Consider the following 16,040-nt stretch of genomic DNA (forward strand, 5'->3'; position numbering starts at 1 on the left):
TAATGATTACAAATAATTCGAATCGAACTACAACAGACACTGCTCATCACTCAACATTTTAATTTCGAATAAACTAATGTCGGCGAAGGGTATAAAATGTCCATATATATTTGAATAATTTTTTATGCTACACTGAAAAATAAACTTAGGAGAATACAATGTTTCAAACTCTCTCTCTTCAGACAAAAATTATACTACTTAATATTACAATTATATTAGGTATCACCATTACCATTAGCTTTATACTTGGTTATAAGGAAATGCAGGATACAAAAGAAAACATTGGAGTCCGTGCACTTGAGGTGGCAACAACAGTCTCAATTATGCCTAGTGTAATTGAAGCAATGGATAATGAAAACCCTGCGTTAGTCATTCAACCGATTGCGGAAAACCTTCGCACACTAGTAGATGCGGAATTTGTAGTAGTTGGAAACCTAGAGAGCATTCGGTATTCCCATCCAAATGAATATAAAATAGGAAAAAGAATGGTGGGAGGAGACAACAAACGAGCATTAATAAATAATGAATATTATATCTCCGAAGCAGCAGGATCACTTGGGCCAAGTTTGCGTGGCAAGGCACCGATATTTAATGAGGCAGGAGAGGTTATAGGGATTGTTTCTGTAGGCTATATGATTGATGATATTCAATTAATGATTATTCGTAACATATTTGAAGTAATAGGGTTTTCACTAATTATATTAGTTCTAGGAATCATAGGCAGTGTATTTCTAGCTCGAAATATCCGAAAAGATACTATGGGACTTGAGCCAAGAGAAATAGCAGCTTTATATAGAGACCGAGAAGCAATTTTATCTTCCATTGTTGAAGGAATAGTATCCATTGATAGTGATGGTAGAATCACTTCCATGAATTACTCAGCTCAAAAACTATTAAAATTGGACGAAAAAAGTGTAAATAAGCACATTGAGGAAGTAATTCCAAATTCACAAATGAAGGAAATGCTAACAGTGGGAAGTGAAGCTCCAAAAGATGAGCAGATACTAATTGGGGATAAAGTCTTACTGGTTAATAGGACATTGATTAAAGACGACGAAAAAATTGTTGGAGTGGTTTCAAGTTTCAGAGATAAAACTGAATTCGAAGAAATGTTAAATACGCTCTCAGAAATTCAGCAGTATTCAGAGGGTTTGAGAGCGCAGACACACGAATATAACAATAAACTGTACACTATATCCGGGTTACTACAGTTAGGTCAATATGATGAAGTAATTGATTTAATTCAAGCAGAGAATAGATATCATGAACATCAAATACGCCACATGTTTGATCAAATTCAAGATAAGAAAGTTCAAGCGATATTATTAGGTAAATTAGGTAAGGCCTCTGAATTAAAGGTTAAATTAAGTATTGATGACAACAGTTCTTTGTCTGAGTTACCTCAGCATATGGATATTTCCAAAGTGATTCATATCCTTGGGAACATACTTGATAATGCCATTGAAGAAGTTGCGCTATTGCCTCTTAAAGAAGTGAATTTTTTTATTACAGATATTGGGCAAGATATTGTAATAGAAGTTGCAGATAGTGGTAAAGGCATTGATAATGTTGTAATGGGGAGGCTATTTGAGCAAGGTTTCTCTACAAAGGATAAAAAAAGTAGGGGTTATGGATTATCTATTGTAAAAAATGCTATTGATTCATTGCAGGGTTCAATTGAAATTAACCAAGACAAAAATGGCGGTGCAATTTTTACGGTATACCTACCAAAAATTGTTAGATGGTAGAGGGGAGGATTTTGTGAATGCTTCGTATTTTAATTGCAGAAGATGATTTTCGTGTAGCTGGTATACATGAACAATTTTTAGCGAAAGTTTCCGACACAACTTTAGTAGGCAAAGTAACATGCTGTGAGGATACTGTTAAATTTATTCAAAACAATGATGTTGATTTGATCTTACTTGATAATTATATGCCGGACGGAATGGGTGTTGATTTAATTGAAAAGATCCGTCTTCACAAAAATAATATTGATATTATTCTTGTTACTGCTGCAACTGAAAAAGGATTTATGGAAAAAGCAATTCGCATGGGAATAAGGGGAATTATTATAAAGCCAGCAACTTTTGAAAGATTTCAGGCAACAATTTTGCAATATCAAGAAACAAAGGCATCTTTTGATGAAGTAGATGAAATAGATCAATCCTTTATTGATCGCTATTTCGGCATCGAAAGTGCTCAATTAGAAACTAAAACATATGCGAAAGGCATTGATCCTTTAACACTCGACAAAGTAAAAGACATACTTGTTATTTCTCCTAAAGGGACATCAGTTGAAAAAATGGGTGAACAAATGGGAGCATCCAGAACCACAGCTAGACGTTATTTAGAATACTTAGTTTCAGTAGATTACTGTTACGCAAAATTAGATTATGGTATTGTCGGCCGTCCAGAGCGTCATTATTACCGTAAATGAAATAGCCTATATTCATATAGGCTATTTTTTGTGGTTTTTATGAACAAAAAGAAAATAAAGAACTTTATGGAACTTAGATTGTAAACGGTTACATAACGGAAGATAGACTTTATACTTCATTTAAGAGATGGCATTGTCACTCAAATTTCACAAACAGGGGGTCTTTTTATGAAACAATTAGGAACATTACTATTTATTTGTTTCACTGCATTCATGTTAGTTGCCTGCAATTCCAATAATGCGGTTGACAGTAATGAAAGCGCAAACAACAGTGCCAGTGAAGATAACGTTAATAGTGAAGATGGAAGCAAATTTGAACCAACGCAATCAATCGAAGTTGTTGCTCCGGGTGGTGCAGGTGGTGGATGGGATACTACCGCACGTGAAGTTGTAAAAACATTTGGTGAAACCGGAATTATTGATTCCAATATGGCTGTGATCAACAAAGAAGGTGGCGGTGGTGCTATTGCATGGGCTTATATTCATAAAAAAGATGATAGCCCTTACAATTTATTTGTATCTTCACCACCAATTATGTTTGTTCCATTAAATGGACAATCTGATTATGGCCATGAAGACTTTACTCCACTATCAAATATGATTGCAGATTATGCAGCATTTGCCGTGAAAGCTGACAGTGAATACAACGACTTAAATGAGTTATTTGCTGCGATGAAAGAGGATCCAGAAAGTGTAACCGTGATTGGTGCATCAGCACCTGGTAGTATGGATCACATCCAGTTTATCCGTATAGCCAAAGCTGCTGGAGTAGATGTAAAAAAGGTGAAGTACGTGTCAGATCAAGATGGTGGTGCATTAACGTCATTATTGAACGGTAGTGTTGATGTTTACTCAACGGGTGTAGCTGAAACCGTAGAACAAGTGCGTGCTGGGAACATAAAAGTACTAGGTATTACTGCGGAAGAAAGATTAGAAGGAGACATTTTATCAGACTTCCCAACTGCTATTGAGCAAGGGATAGATGAGACATTTGTCAACTGGCGTGGATTTTTTGGTCCACCGAATATGGATCAGGCTGCAATCGAATACTACGAAGAAAAATTTCAAGAACTTAGCGATTCGGAAGAATTTGCAGAAATTCGAAAAAAGTATGGATGGAATGAAATGTATTTGAATCATGAAGAATATACACAGTTTTTGGATGAAGAAAAAGAAGAGATTCAAACATTGTTAGATGAAGTAGGACTTGGAAATTAATATATCTTGAGATAAAACTATTTGGTTACTCGAATAGTTTTATCTTCTCTATTGATGGGAGGGTTATTCATGATAAAAACGATGAATCAACGAATTGGTTTGATATTATTTTTATTGGCAGCTGTTTATTTGATATTAAGTTATCAATTACCTTCGTATCCTTATACAGCTGTTGATGCAGATGTCATTCCGAAAGGACTAGGTTGGTTCCTTCTCGTATTATCGTTTTTTTTGTATTTCTCGAAAGCAATTGAAACTGACGCCGAGAAAGCGAAAAGAGCAATTCCAAAAAAAGAAGTACTTGTTTTAGCTTCGGTTTTTGGAATGATATTTGTATACATTTTATTTTTTGAACTTATTGGTTTTGTTATCATGACTGCTATATTTATTTTCTTTAGTTCATGGTTTTTAGGATACGAGAAATGGAAAACCAACTTGGCTGTGTCCATATTATTCCCGGTCATATTATACTGTATTTTTGTTTTCGCTTTAGGAATTGTATTACCAAAAGGAATCTTACCTATATAGAGAGAGGAGAAATATCATGGATTCATTTCAAGGTCTACTATCCGGATTTCAGGTCGCTTTAAGTTTTGAAGGCATCATGTTTGTGTTAATTGGCGTTGTTGTCGGAACACTGATTGGAATGATGCCAGGTCTTGGACCGATCAGTGCTATCGCCATCATGATTCCTCTAACTTATGGGATGAATCCTGCTCCAGCACTTGTCATGATGGCAGGTGTCTACTATGGTGCTGTATTTGGTGGGTCCACTTCATCCATTTTATTAAATGCACCAGGTATTTCAGGTACTGTTGCATCATCTTTTGATGGCTACCCTATGGCTCAGAAGGGTCAAGCAGGTAAAGCACTTGCAATTGCTGCAATATCTTCCTTTATAGGTGGTACTGTCAGTGTCCTATTATTAATGCTTCTTGCACCAGCTTTATCAAGTGTTGCCATTTCATTTGGCCCTCCAGCTTACTTTGCACTAATGCTAATGGGATTAACTGCGATTTCAAGTTTGTCAGAAGGATCAACAACAAAAGCACTAATCTCTGCAGTTACAGGTTTTATGGTTGTGACAATTGGGATTGATCCACAAACAGGAACGCAACGATTTACGTTCGGCAATGTTAATTTATTAGACGGGTTCGATTTTCTCATCATTGCGTTAGGTTTATTTGCCATTGCAGAGGTTTGTATGTTGGTTTTAAACCGAAAAAATCGCTCGCTAAGTGATAGTCAGAAGCTTGGGAGTTTAAAATTATCGAAGGCAGATTTTAAAGAAATGAGCGGACCAGTCTCTAGACAGTCTTTTGTAGGATTTATTCTTGGCGTATTACCAGGGGCAGGTGCAACGATTGCTTCCTTTATTAGTTATATTTTTGAAAAAAAGCTTTCGAAAAATCCAGAGGAATTTGGCAAGGGCTCAATTAAAGGTTTAGCTGCTCCAGAAAGTTCGAACAATGCAGCGACGAGTGGTGCATTTGTCCCATTGCTGAGTTTAGGAATACCAGGTTCTGGTACAACTGCAGTTATGTTAGGAGCATTCTTAGTTCTTGGTGTACAACCCGGTCCACTGCTTATGGCCGACCGACCAGAAATTTTCTGGGGCATTATTGCAAGTATGTATATAGGTAATGTTTTTTTATTAGTTTTAAACTTACCACTTATTCCTTATCTGGCCAAAATCTTAAGCATTCCACGACCTTTGTTAATCTCACTCGTGATTACGTTTAGTTTAGTCGGTGTGTATTCTATTAGTTTTAACGTATTTGATTTATACATGTTGTTAGTATTTGGTATCATCGGATTCCTGATGAGGATATACTCGTTCCCTGCTCCTCCATTTATATTAGCATTTATTTTAGGAGGAATGATGGAGCAATCGTTTAGACAGTCAATGACAATTTCAAATGGTAACTTTAATATTTTTGTCAGCAGTCCTTTACCGCTGACGTTGCTTATCATTGCATTCCTATCATTCTCTGTTCCGGGAATCTTGAATTGGAGAAGAAATAGAAAGAATGCTAAAGTCTAGAAAGGATTTGAGGTAAATGGTTCGAAATAAAGTACTTTTACTTCTTTTCTTTCTCTTTGCTACAGCTATTATCGTTTCTTGGCAATCTGAATTGGTGAATGATTTTTCGAATGAACAAAAATGGACATTGGTACTTCTAGCATTAGCCATCTATTTATGGACTGCAGCTCCAATGCCTACTGGTGCATCTAGTATTCTATTGTTAGCATGCATTTTAGCATTTCAACTAGTAGAGCGCCCTGAGGAAGCTTTTGTTGGCTTTTTATCACCTGCTTTATACTTTATTTTAATGTTATCTATAGTAAGTCAAGCTTTAGTAAAGTCTGGCGTAGACAAAGTATTTGTACAAATACTTTTGAAATTTAGTAAGGGTGGAGCTAAAGGTGTTTTAATAGGTTTACCACTTTTAATTCTATATTATGCCTATTATTCTACCTTCAGCAGTTGCGCGTTTTAAAATTATGCTTCCACTTGTTGAAAAATTGAATCTTCATTACGGATTTGGAGCAGATAGTTTTTTTAGAAAGTTTAGTTTATATGTGATCGGTATGATGAATCAAAAAGCAACCATGGTAGTTTTTACTGGTGGAGGATTTCCAATTCTAGCTGCCCAGCTATTAAAAGACTATGCACGCGTCGACTTAAGTTGGTTAGCCTGGTTTTTACGCATTGCACCTCCCCTTTGGCTCTCCATGATTATTATTAGTGTTATAGTATGGTTTTACTTTAAAAATCAAACAGATGATATGGCAACTGCAACTAAGATTTTATCAAAAGAAATAGATCCCGACCATGTTTTACCTAATAAATTTTGGCTGACAATGATTCCATTTATTTTTATGATTTTATGTTGGATAACGCTTAGTCAAGATTATGTTCCTCTAATACTTCCTCCAATGATCTTAGTTGCATATTTCGCGTTACCAAAAATCGGCTGGGTAACCAATGACTTGATACGAGAATACGATTGGGAGAATTTTTTACTACTTGGGGCTTCGTTCTCACTAGGCATGATCATTGATTCCAATGGAACAGCACAAGTACTTTCTGAACAACTATTAAGGTTATTACCTCTTGGGGCTAGTGATTTTACCAAAATTGTTTTTATAGCAGTTTTTGTTTTTGTATTACGATTCATGTTTGTGGTTCCTTCGACATCAATGATTGTCATTTTTCCCGTTATTATTAACTATGCTGAAACTTTAGGATTATCTGTAACTGCTTTGGCATTTTTAGTCGTGATGATTATTGGGGGTGTCATGATTCTCCCCATCCATTCGCCTACAACATTTTATGCATTTGAAACTGGGGTCTTTACTAAAAAAGAACAATACACGATTGGAATTATTACAAGTATAGTCGTTATAAATGTAGCAATTATCTGGACATATTTCATTTGGTAATAGGAGGTTTATAATGGCGTTGAATAAAACAGATGATACCTTAAAAGAACTTGCTTATATGTTGTGAATTATGAAGATTACAGTCCTAATACTATAAAGACTACTAGATATATTTTGATAGATACGTTAGGGTGTGGATTTCTTGCACTTAGATATCCTGAATGCACGAAACACTTAGGTCCAATTGTTCCTGGAACAGTTGTTCCAAATGGGGCGCGAGTTCCCGGTACATCGTATGTCTTAGACCCGGTTCATGCTGCATTTAATATTGGTTGTACCATTCGTTGGCTAGATTATAATGACACATGGCTGGCATCGGAGTGGGGACATCCTTCTGATAATCTTGGAGGATATTAGCAACAGCAGATTATATTAGTCAGGAAAACGTGTTAGAAGGAAAAGCACCATTTACAGTGGAAGATATATTGAAAGCAATGATAAAAGCACATGAAATTCAGGGGGTATTAGCTTTGAATAATAGTTTAAATAGAGTAGGAATTGATCACGTTTTATATGTGAAAGTTGCCACAACTGCAGTCGTAACAGGAATGCTTGGGGGATCAAAACAAGAGATTATAAATGCCATATCAAATGCTTGGATAGATAATGGCCCCCTTCGGACATATCGTCATTTCCCTAATGCTGGATCCCGCAAATCATGGGCAGCTGGTGATGCGACAAGTCGAGGTGTACGCTTAGCATTGATGGCGCTAAAGGGTGAAATGGGTTATCCTTCTGCTTTGTCGACATCTAATTGGGGTTTTCAAGATGTCATGTTTCATAATAAAGAGATAACAATTGAACGTGAGCTAAGCTCTTATGTAATGGAGAATATCTTAATTAAAATATCTTTCCCCGCAGAGTTTCATGCACAGACCGCTGCTGAATGCGCTGTTATTCTCTATCCAGAAGTAAAGGATCGGATGGGCGATATTGAAAGAATAGTTATTACTACTCATGAGTCTGCCATCCGCATTATTGACAAAAAAGGACCTTTACTTAACCCTGCTGATCGTGATCATAGTTTGCAGTATATAACAGCTATTGGTTTAATCTTTGGGGATGTCCTTGCCGACCACTATGAAGAAGCTACGGCTAAAAACCCACTGATTGATAAACTGCGTGAAAAAATGGACATTGTAGAAAATAAAGAATACACGAAAGATTATTTAGATCCAAAAAAGCGTTCTATCGCCAATGCAATTCAAATTTTTTATTCGGATGGGACTGCATCAAAAAAAGTAGCTGTAGAGTACCCTATTGGTCATCGCTTTAGAAGAAAAGAAGGATTACCAAAGTTACTAGAAAAGTTTAAAAGTAATCTGGAAGCAGTGTATGCATCTAAACAAATACATTCATTATATGAACTATGTGAAGATAAAGAGAAATTTCTAAAAATGAAAGTAAATGAATTTATGACATCCATGATGGCATAAGTAAGGAGGAGTGCACGTTGACTTGGTTGGTTAATAAAGTTAGAAATCAATCTGAACTAGCTGAAGCATTTCTAAAAAAATGAATGACGATGCTATATTACAAATTCCTGGTGTCCATGATGCAATGGCAGGAATTGTTGCAAAGCAAATTGGGTTTGAGGCGTTGTATTTATCAGGCGCTGCATATACGGCAAGTCGAGGATTACCCGATCTTGGAATAATTTATTCAAATGAAGTTGCTGATCGAGCAAAAGAAATTATTCGAGCGACGGGTTTGCCTATATTAGTTGATATCGACACAGGTTATGGTGGAGTATTAAATGTAGTTCGTGCTGCTAGAGAAATGGTTGAAGCGGGAGTAGCCGCTGTTCAACTTGAGGATCAAATGATGCCAAAGAAGTGTGGACATTTGAATGGTAAAAGCTTAGTATCCACGGATGAAATGACCGAAAAAATTCGTGCAATAAAAGAGGTAGCACCAGATTTGATAGTTGTTGACGTACAGATGCTTACAGTGTGGAAGGAATGGATTCAGCTATCACCCGATCCCAATCTTATATAAATGCTGGAGCAGATGCCTTATTTCCCGAGGCCTTGATTACAAAAGAAGAGTTTCTCCGGTTCAAAAATGAATTAGATACACCTATACTGGCAAACATGACAGAGTTTGGAAAAACACCCTATTACTCGGCGAACGAGTTTACTTCTTTTGGTTTTGCTATGGTAATATATCCTGTTACATCACTTCGTGCCGCCGCAAAAGCTTATGAAAATGTTTTCCAAGAGATTTACGACAAAGGCTCTCAAAAGGAAAAGCTTGATAAAATGCAAACACGAAAAGAATTATATGAGGCCATACAATACCATGAATACGAAAATTTAGATAAAGGGATCGCAAAGACCTTCTCAGAAAAATATCATGAATGAAATGGATCTTTGGTTACTAAGAAGAGTATCCTAGTGACTATCTTTATACACTGTCATTTGTTAGGATAATTACATTAATTAAAGGGACTGGTGTCTCTAGTGAATCTACCAGCACCTTTGATAATTTAGACAATTAAAACTTCTATTTTGTTCTAAACGAGTCACTAATCAGTTTCAAGCTTCTAAATAACGAAACTGTGCCTCAACTCTAGCTTCAATAACAATTTTCCCAGGTTCAATCGGCGTTACTTGGCTTATTTCCAAGGCAGCGAATGTACTAAATGTCTGTGGTTCTTCCTTGAAATTTTCTGTTATTTTAATTGGGATAGGATCTAACGTTACCTGTAACGTTGCAGCCATTGTTTGTGCTTTTGCCACTGCCTCTTGTAACGCATTGCTAAGGGCTTTTTGATAATATTGTTGTGGATTGGCAACTGAAAATTGAATGTCAGAAACACTATTCACTCCATTTTTAACTGCAATATCAATAATTGTGCCGGCTTGACCAACGTTTAGAATCATAACAGTCACGCCATTTCTCACCTGATAAGCTCTAAACACTTGTTGGCCATCCACATAATCGTACATAGGGTGTATATGATAAGCTGTTGTTTGAATGTTTTCACGGGAGACGCCCACTTCCAAGAGGGATTGGATGACTCTGTTCATCACATAGGCATTTTCCTCTTGTGCCTGAGTAAGTAATTCGTTTTCAGTAATTACCTCTAATTTTATACTCGCTGTGTTTGGTGCTACGGAAAGACTGGACATTCCGGTGACAATCATCCTACGAGAAAAATCCTGTTCATCTTGTTCACTATAGGGGTTATAAACCAATTTTGTTCCACCTTCCATACCGATTTCCTTTCATATTATATGCTAGGCGAAGTATTCCTGACACTTTCGTGGTGAATTTACATATGATCAGCTGTAGCAAAGCGTCAACTAGAGTAAATTGGCGTACCTCTCTGTTCTTAATTAAACACTAATTTACTTAGAATACAGCTAAAAATAAAACAAATAAAAAGCACTAAAAAAGTACAAAATAACTTTTTTAGTGCTTCAAGAAAGGACTCCTTTTATTTTCCACCTGGAAACTGGACTACCTATAAGAATGAATCTCACTTCAAACATTCAATCACTCGATATCATTTCTTCGACGATAAAATCTAATTGATTATCTAAAGCAATTGGGTCTTGAAAATACATAGTTTGTACTTCATATTCATAAATATTACCTGCCTCTACTGCTGGGAGCTCCTCCCACAAACTAAGCGAGGTAACATCATCTTTTCTATCCTCTCCACCTTCTATTCCTACTTCTGAATCTCTAACTCCTAAAAATATATGATCTGCTTCACCAAGAAACTCTGGTAAAGATTCAAGTGAAATAGACGCCCATCCTTCTTCAGACACAGCTTCTTCTACTTTCGATGGCGCACTAAAATCAAGTTCGTTGTACAGAATTTCCCCACCACGTCCATAGGAAATACCCATTAAATAGATCTCTTTTTGCGCCAGCTCTACTATTACTACTTTATCACCTTGATCAACATGCTGAAATAATTCATCTTTCTTTTTTTCCAGTTTTTGATCGAGATTGGTTAACCATTCTTCCGCTTCCTTTTCTTTATTTAAGATCTTCCCAAACTCTTTTAAGCGCTCTCGATAATCTAGTTCACCATATGGAAGTAAAACAGTTGGAGCAATTTTTGAGAGCTCCTCATACTGTTCTTCAGAACTTCCACCTCGGGTTCATCTATAGTTTCTTCCATACCATCTGAGTTTTCTGCATCCACCGCTGCTCCGTACTTTCTGATCCGCATGCACCCAATATAGATACTAAAACGACAGTCAAACTAAGGAGCGGTATTTTTTTCATAGTCATTTAGTTTTCCCCATTCTTATGTTTGTTTCTTCTTAATTTGTCATTATTTGCTTAATGATCTCACGATTGCGCTTTTTAAAGATATCGTTATGTGACGATACCATTCCACCTTTTCTTGAATCAGGTTCAATATATTGTTTGGCCTGATTTACTGCATTTGCCGCATCTTGAAATGCCCCTGCTATTATAATGTAATTTCCCTTCATGCTTAAGGATATCTCCTGCCGCATAGATACCTTCTACGGATGAAGCACTTGCCGCATTCCCGGAAATGAAATACTCATCTATTAGTTCAATCGATACCTCACTATTCTCCAAGAGCGCTTTATCTCGCTCATACCCATGATTAATAATTACTTCATCAATAGATAAAGATTCTATTTCTCCGGTTACATGATTTGTCATTTCGACATACTCGATCGCTTCCTGATTTTCGCAGGCAACTAATTTAGTGATCGATGTGTTATAAAAACAAGTTGCACTGCTGTTAACCAGTTGATTAATTTGTGCCTCATGCCCTGATAACGATTCTTTTCGATATGTCAGATAAACTTTTTTTGCAATTGGCTCTAATTCATTTGCCCAGTCTATGGCAGAGTTGCCACCACCGGAAATAATAACCGTTTTATCTTTATAGCGCATTAAAGATTTCACCGCATAAGCCAGATTAGAAACCTCAAATTTCTCTGCGCCCTCTAAATCTATTTTTTGAGGCTTCAATATTCCTCCACCAACTGCAACAATTACTGTTTTAGTATAGTGTTTTCTGCGGAAGAAGCGTGTAACATAAAGTTACCGGATTCCCCGTCCCGCTCAATAGACTCTATTTTCTCGTTTAATTGAACAGTTGGATTAAATGTCAAACCTTGCTCAACTAATTGGTCAATTAAATTTTCTCCTAGAATCGGTGTTAGTCCACCAATGTCCCAAATCATTTTTTCGGGATAAACATGAATTTTTCCGCCCAAGTGTGGTTGATACTCAATAACTTTTGTCTTCATCTCTCGAAGACCGCTGTAAAATGCTGAAAATAACCCCGCAGGACCTCCGCCAATTATCGTTACATCAAAAAGTTCCTCTTTCTCCATTACTACCACTCCTCCAACCGACACTGCGATTGATTATCATTATCAATTAAGTATAAGTTATTACCTTAAATTTTACAAATTAATTCTTTTGCTACTATTGAATGAGAATTAAAAGGAGTAAGTTGTGTCCTCGAATTTATTCCACCTTTTTACTGTTATAAAAGTATACTCGAAGCTAAATCCTAAGTTAAATTAACAACTCAGGAGATGATTCTTATCAACACATTTAAAGTAGAGTGGTTAGGAAATATAAAAGGGGATATTTTAGCGGGTATTGTTGTCGCACTTGCGTTAATACCCGAAGCCATTGCCTTCTCTATTATTGCTGGCGTTGATCCGATGGTTGGTTTATATGCTTCGTTTATTATCTCGGTAATTATTGCGTTTGTCGGTGGCAGACCAGGAATGATATCTGCTGCCACAGGTGCAATGGCACTACTTATGGTTGACTTGGTCGCACAGTATGGACTCGAATACTTGTTAGCTACAACTATTTTAACTGGGGTTTTGCAAATTATATTCGGTCTTTTAAAATTAGCACGATTTATGAAATTTATTCCACGATCTGTCATGGTTGGATTTGTGAATGCATTAGCCATTCTTATTTTCATGTCTCAAATACCACATATATTCAGCGATAATTGGGTCGTCATGGTTGTGGCTCTGGCAACACTTGCAATTATTTACCTTTTTCCGTACATTACAAAGGCTGTGCCTTCCACCCTCGTTGCGATTGTATCCGTTACTGCTTTCGCGATGTTCTCAGACCTGAATGTCTTTACAGTCGGGGATATGGGAACACTGTCACAGACGTTGCCAGTTTTTCTTTTCCCACAGGTATCTTTGTCTTTTGAGACACTTGCTATCATTCTCCCCTATGCCCTCGCTTTAACGGTCGTTGGTATTTTGGAATCACTACTTACAGCAGCGATTGTTGATGACATGACGGATACTGATAGTAATAAAAACAGAGAAAGTAGTGGTCAAGGCATTGCAAATATTGCTGCTGGTTTTTTCGGTGGAATGGCTGGCTGTGCCATGATAGGTCAATCTGTTATTAATGTGAAGTCAGGAGGAAAAGGCCGATTGTCTTCTCTAGTCGCTGGTCTAGTTCTTATCCTCTTAATTATTGTATTAGGAAATATTGTCGTACAAATTCCAATGGCTGCATTAGCTGGGGTAATGGTAATGGTGATGGTATCTATAAGTACCTTTGACTGGAATTCGTTACGAACATTGTGGATTGTTCCCGCAACCGATGCGATTGTGATGGTTGTGACTGTTTCTGTCGTTGTTATTACGCATGACCTCTCTATCGGAGTTTTTGCAGGTATTTTGTTAAGTGCCATTTTCTTTGTTTCTAAAATTTCTAAGATAAATATCTTAAGCAAACTCGATAAAGAAAAGAAAAAGCGAACCTATGTCATTCACGGTCAATTGTTCTTCGCCTCTGTCACGGATCCAATTGCTGAGTTTGATTTCAAAGAAAACGTAGAAGAGGTTGAAATCAATTTAACGCACGCTCATATTTGGGATGATTCAGCGGTAGCTTTCATGGAAAAAGTTATTGCGAAGTTTGAAGACAATGGAACGACTGTCACTCTAACTGGACTAAACGAAGCAAGTACACTTTTGGTAGAGAAATTAAGACATAAATTAAATAGTCATTAAGGGGGACTTTAGATGTTTAAAAAAATTTTACTAGCCACTGATGGGTCAGAGCATGCTTTTCGTGCTGCAGAAAAAGCGATTGAGGTTGCGAAATGCAATCCGGAAGCAACGATTCATATTGTCTACGTAGTTGAAAGCTCGAAATCCGATGTATTAAAAAATTGGAATACCACAGGTTCTCAAGGAAAACGAGATGAAAAGGTAAGTCCTACAGAAAAATTAATAAAGGCCGAAGCCATTCACTATGAGGTGGAATACTTGCATGGCGAACCTGGACCAACAATCGTAAAGCATGCAAATGAAAACCAGTTCGATGTTGTTATTATCGGTAGCCGTGGTCTTAACGGCATACAAGGACTTGTTCTAGGAAGTGTCAGTCATAAAGTTGCCAAACGAGCTCATTGTGCTGTTTTGTTAATTAAATAGACAACTCACCACTAGCAACTCCTTTTCCGTAATCTGCACCCCACACTTTTTGGAAACTCTAACGAGAACTCGACCACCCTTCCCTATTTCATTCCCCTGCTAATTCTAGGGTATCTTGAAAACTACGCTTACTTAGTAGTCTTCCTTTAGGATATTACTTAACTAAGTTTCAGTTATCCCTTATAATTAAATAGGTCTGAGAAACCAACAACGATTATCTTTAGCTAGGTAGGAAAGGTGTTTATGATGTATGCTTCATAATCCAACAGGAAAAGAACGTTTGAAATTGGCTTTTCTTCTCGGAATGCTTGCCATATTAGGCCCGCTTAATATTGACATGTATTTACCGAGTTTTCCCGATATTGCGGATGACTTAGGGGCAAGTGCCTCCCTCGTACAGCTTAGTTTAACAACCTGTTTGATCGGACTTGCGATTGGCCAGATAATTATTGGACCAATCAGTGATGCACAGGGACGAAAAAAACCTTTGTTAATATCTATTTTCCTCTTTGCAGTAGCCTCTTTGCTCTGTGCCGTTGCACCAAACATTACGACCTTAGTAATCGGTCGATTGTTGCAAGGATTAACTGCCTCGGCAGGAATTGTTCTTGCCCGTGCTGTAGTGCGTGATGTTTTCAGTGGAAGAGAGCTCACCAAGTTTTTTGCACTTTTAATGGTTATAAATGCAGTAGCGCCAATGGCAGCACCGATTGCTGGAGGGGCCATTCTACTCTTACCATTTGCCAGCTGGCACACGATTTTCTATTTTTTGAGCTTGCTTGGGTTTATCATTGTCGCGATTGCTGCGATACGTTTAAAGGAATCTTTACCGCCAGAGAAGCGGATTCCGAGTACCATCGGCCATTCCATTCGCACGATGGGAAATTTATTAAAAGATCGTTCCTTTATCGGTTACGCCTTAACCGTTGGATTTATTCACGGGGGAAGTTTTGCTTATGTAGCAGGAACGCCTTTCGTTTATCAAGGCATTTACGGTGTCTCTCCTCAAGTCTTTAGTATTTTATTTGGCATTAACGGACTTGGTATTATTATCGGGAGTTTTATCATCGGTCGTTTTGGGGGCATTGTTCATGAACGAAGCTTGCTGCGAGCAGCTGTAATCGTAGCGGTTAGTGCAACCTCTATCCTTCTTATTATGACAATCATAGAAGGTCCTCTAGCAGCACTTGTCATCCCGATATTTATTTACATGACTTGTATGGGCATGATCCTAACAAGTTCCTTTACACTAGCGATGGAAAAACAAGGACATCGTGCAGGTAGTGCAAGCGCCGTTTTAGGAATGCTTCCATTATTACTTGGTAGCATGGTGGCTCCACTCGTAGGTATTAATGAGACAACCGCTATTCCGATGGGAGCAACATTATTTATAACATCTTTTATTGGATCGATTGCGTTCTTTAAACTTACAAAAAAGAAAATGGAAACAGAAAAAGCATGATTAAATATGCAGGAGCATCTACAAAATTGTTTGCAGATGC

12 protein-coding genes and 4 pseudogenes are annotated in these 16,040 nt (G+C 37.3%); 12 read left to right on the top strand and 4 right to left on the bottom strand.

The window, feature by feature from the left end; genetic code table 11:
• The first annotated feature begins 158 nt into the window (after nt 1-158).
• The 9 genes and pseudogenes from ACHABW_RS16200 (at nt 159) to prpB (ending at nt 9,465) form a co-directional block, all read left to right on the top strand.
• A complete protein-coding gene (locus tag ACHABW_RS16200) occupies nt 159-1,748 on the top strand; it encodes an ATP-binding protein (RefSeq protein ID WP_435756685.1) in 1,590 nt (529 codons plus the stop codon).
• A gap of 17 nt (nt 1,749-1,765) precedes the next feature.
• The gene (locus ACHABW_RS16205; protein WP_435756687.1) at nt 1,766-2,437 is read left to right on the top strand and encodes a response regulator; all 672 of its coding nucleotides are present in this window, start codon (nt 1,766-1,768) and stop codon (nt 2,435-2,437) included.
• 213 nt (nt 2,438-2,650) lie between these two features.
• A complete protein-coding gene (locus ACHABW_RS16210) occupies nt 2,651-3,655 on the top strand; it encodes a Bug family tripartite tricarboxylate transporter substrate binding protein (RefSeq protein WP_435756755.1) in 1,005 nt (334 codons plus the stop codon).
• A 69-nt stretch (nt 3,656-3,724) separates the two neighbouring features.
• Nucleotides 3,725-4,183, top strand: a complete 459-nt coding sequence (locus ACHABW_RS16215; RefSeq protein ID WP_110937762.1) for a tripartite tricarboxylate transporter TctB family protein — start codon at nt 3,725-3,727, stop codon at nt 4,181-4,183.
• A 16-nt stretch (nt 4,184-4,199) separates the two neighbouring features.
• Entirely contained in the window at nt 4,200-5,699 is a 1,500-nt protein-coding gene (locus tag ACHABW_RS16220) for a tripartite tricarboxylate transporter permease (protein ID WP_435756690.1), read from the top strand.
• 16 nt (nt 5,700-5,715) lie between these two features.
• Nucleotides 5,716-6,156 carry a hypothetical protein gene (locus tag ACHABW_RS16225; RefSeq protein ID WP_435756692.1) on the top strand — a complete coding sequence of 147 codons (441 nt, stop codon included), beginning with the start codon at nt 5,716-5,718 and terminating at the stop codon, nt 6,154-6,156.
• The gene (locus ACHABW_RS16230) at nt 6,119-7,102 is read left to right on the top strand and encodes an SLC13 family permease (RefSeq protein WP_435756694.1); all 984 of its coding nucleotides are present in this window, start codon (nt 6,119-6,121) and stop codon (nt 7,100-7,102) included. The genes ACHABW_RS16225 and ACHABW_RS16230 overlap by 38 nt, the downstream gene beginning before the upstream one ends.
• A 13-nt stretch (nt 7,103-7,115) precedes the next feature.
• Nucleotides 7,116-8,538, top strand: a pseudogene (locus ACHABW_RS16235) (bifunctional 2-methylcitrate dehydratase/aconitate hydratase).
• 17 nt (nt 8,539-8,555) lie between these two features.
• A pseudogene (prpB, locus tag ACHABW_RS16240) lies at nt 8,556-9,465 on the top strand (methylisocitrate lyase).
• Nucleotides 9,466-9,639: 174 nt separating this feature from the next.
• Here the strand turns inward: prpB and ACHABW_RS16245 are convergent.
• The 4 genes and pseudogenes from ACHABW_RS16245 to ACHABW_RS16260 all read right to left on the bottom strand — a co-directional run bounded on the left by ACHABW_RS16245 (nt 9,640) and on the right by ACHABW_RS16260 (nt 12,441).
• Nucleotides 9,640-10,302: an SIMPL domain-containing protein gene (locus tag ACHABW_RS16245; RefSeq protein ID WP_435756696.1), complete on the bottom strand. Its 663-nt coding sequence runs from the start codon at nt 10,300-10,302 to the stop codon at nt 9,640-9,642.
• A gap of 297 nt (nt 10,303-10,599) precedes the next feature.
• Nucleotides 10,600-11,193 (bottom strand): annotated as a pseudogene (locus ACHABW_RS16250) (ABC transporter substrate-binding protein); the annotation flags it as partial.
• Nucleotides 11,194-11,224: 31 nt separating this feature from the next.
• Nucleotides 11,225-11,353: a hypothetical protein gene (locus ACHABW_RS16255; RefSeq protein ID WP_435756698.1), complete on the bottom strand. Its 129-nt coding sequence runs from the start codon at nt 11,351-11,353 to the stop codon at nt 11,225-11,227.
• Between the two features lie 32 nt (nt 11,354-11,385).
• Nucleotides 11,386-12,441: pseudogene (locus ACHABW_RS16260) on the bottom strand (NAD(P)/FAD-dependent oxidoreductase).
• 207 nt (nt 12,442-12,648) lie between these two features.
• Here ACHABW_RS16260 and ACHABW_RS16265 point away from each other — a divergent pair.
• From ACHABW_RS16265 to ACHABW_RS16275, 3 genes are all read left to right on the top strand, one after another.
• Nucleotides 12,649-14,112, top strand: coding sequence for a SulP family inorganic anion transporter (locus tag ACHABW_RS16265; RefSeq protein ID WP_435756700.1), 1,464 nt, complete (start codon nt 12,649-12,651; stop codon nt 14,110-14,112).
• Nucleotides 14,113-14,124: 12 nt separating this feature from the next.
• A complete protein-coding gene (locus ACHABW_RS16270) occupies nt 14,125-14,538 on the top strand; it encodes a universal stress protein (protein ID WP_435756702.1) in 414 nt (137 codons plus the stop codon).
• A gap of 250 nt (nt 14,539-14,788) precedes the next feature.
• Nucleotides 14,789-16,000: a Bcr/CflA family efflux MFS transporter gene (locus ACHABW_RS16275; RefSeq protein ID WP_435756704.1), complete on the top strand. Its 1,212-nt coding sequence runs from the start codon at nt 14,789-14,791 to the stop codon at nt 15,998-16,000.
• Nucleotides 16,001-16,040 lie beyond the last annotated feature (40 nt).

Origin of the sequence: Salipaludibacillus sp. CF4.18, assembly GCF_051262595.1 — a bacterium.
Lineage (GTDB): Bacteria > Bacillota > Bacilli > Bacillales > Salisediminibacteriaceae > Salipaludibacillus > Salipaludibacillus neizhouensis.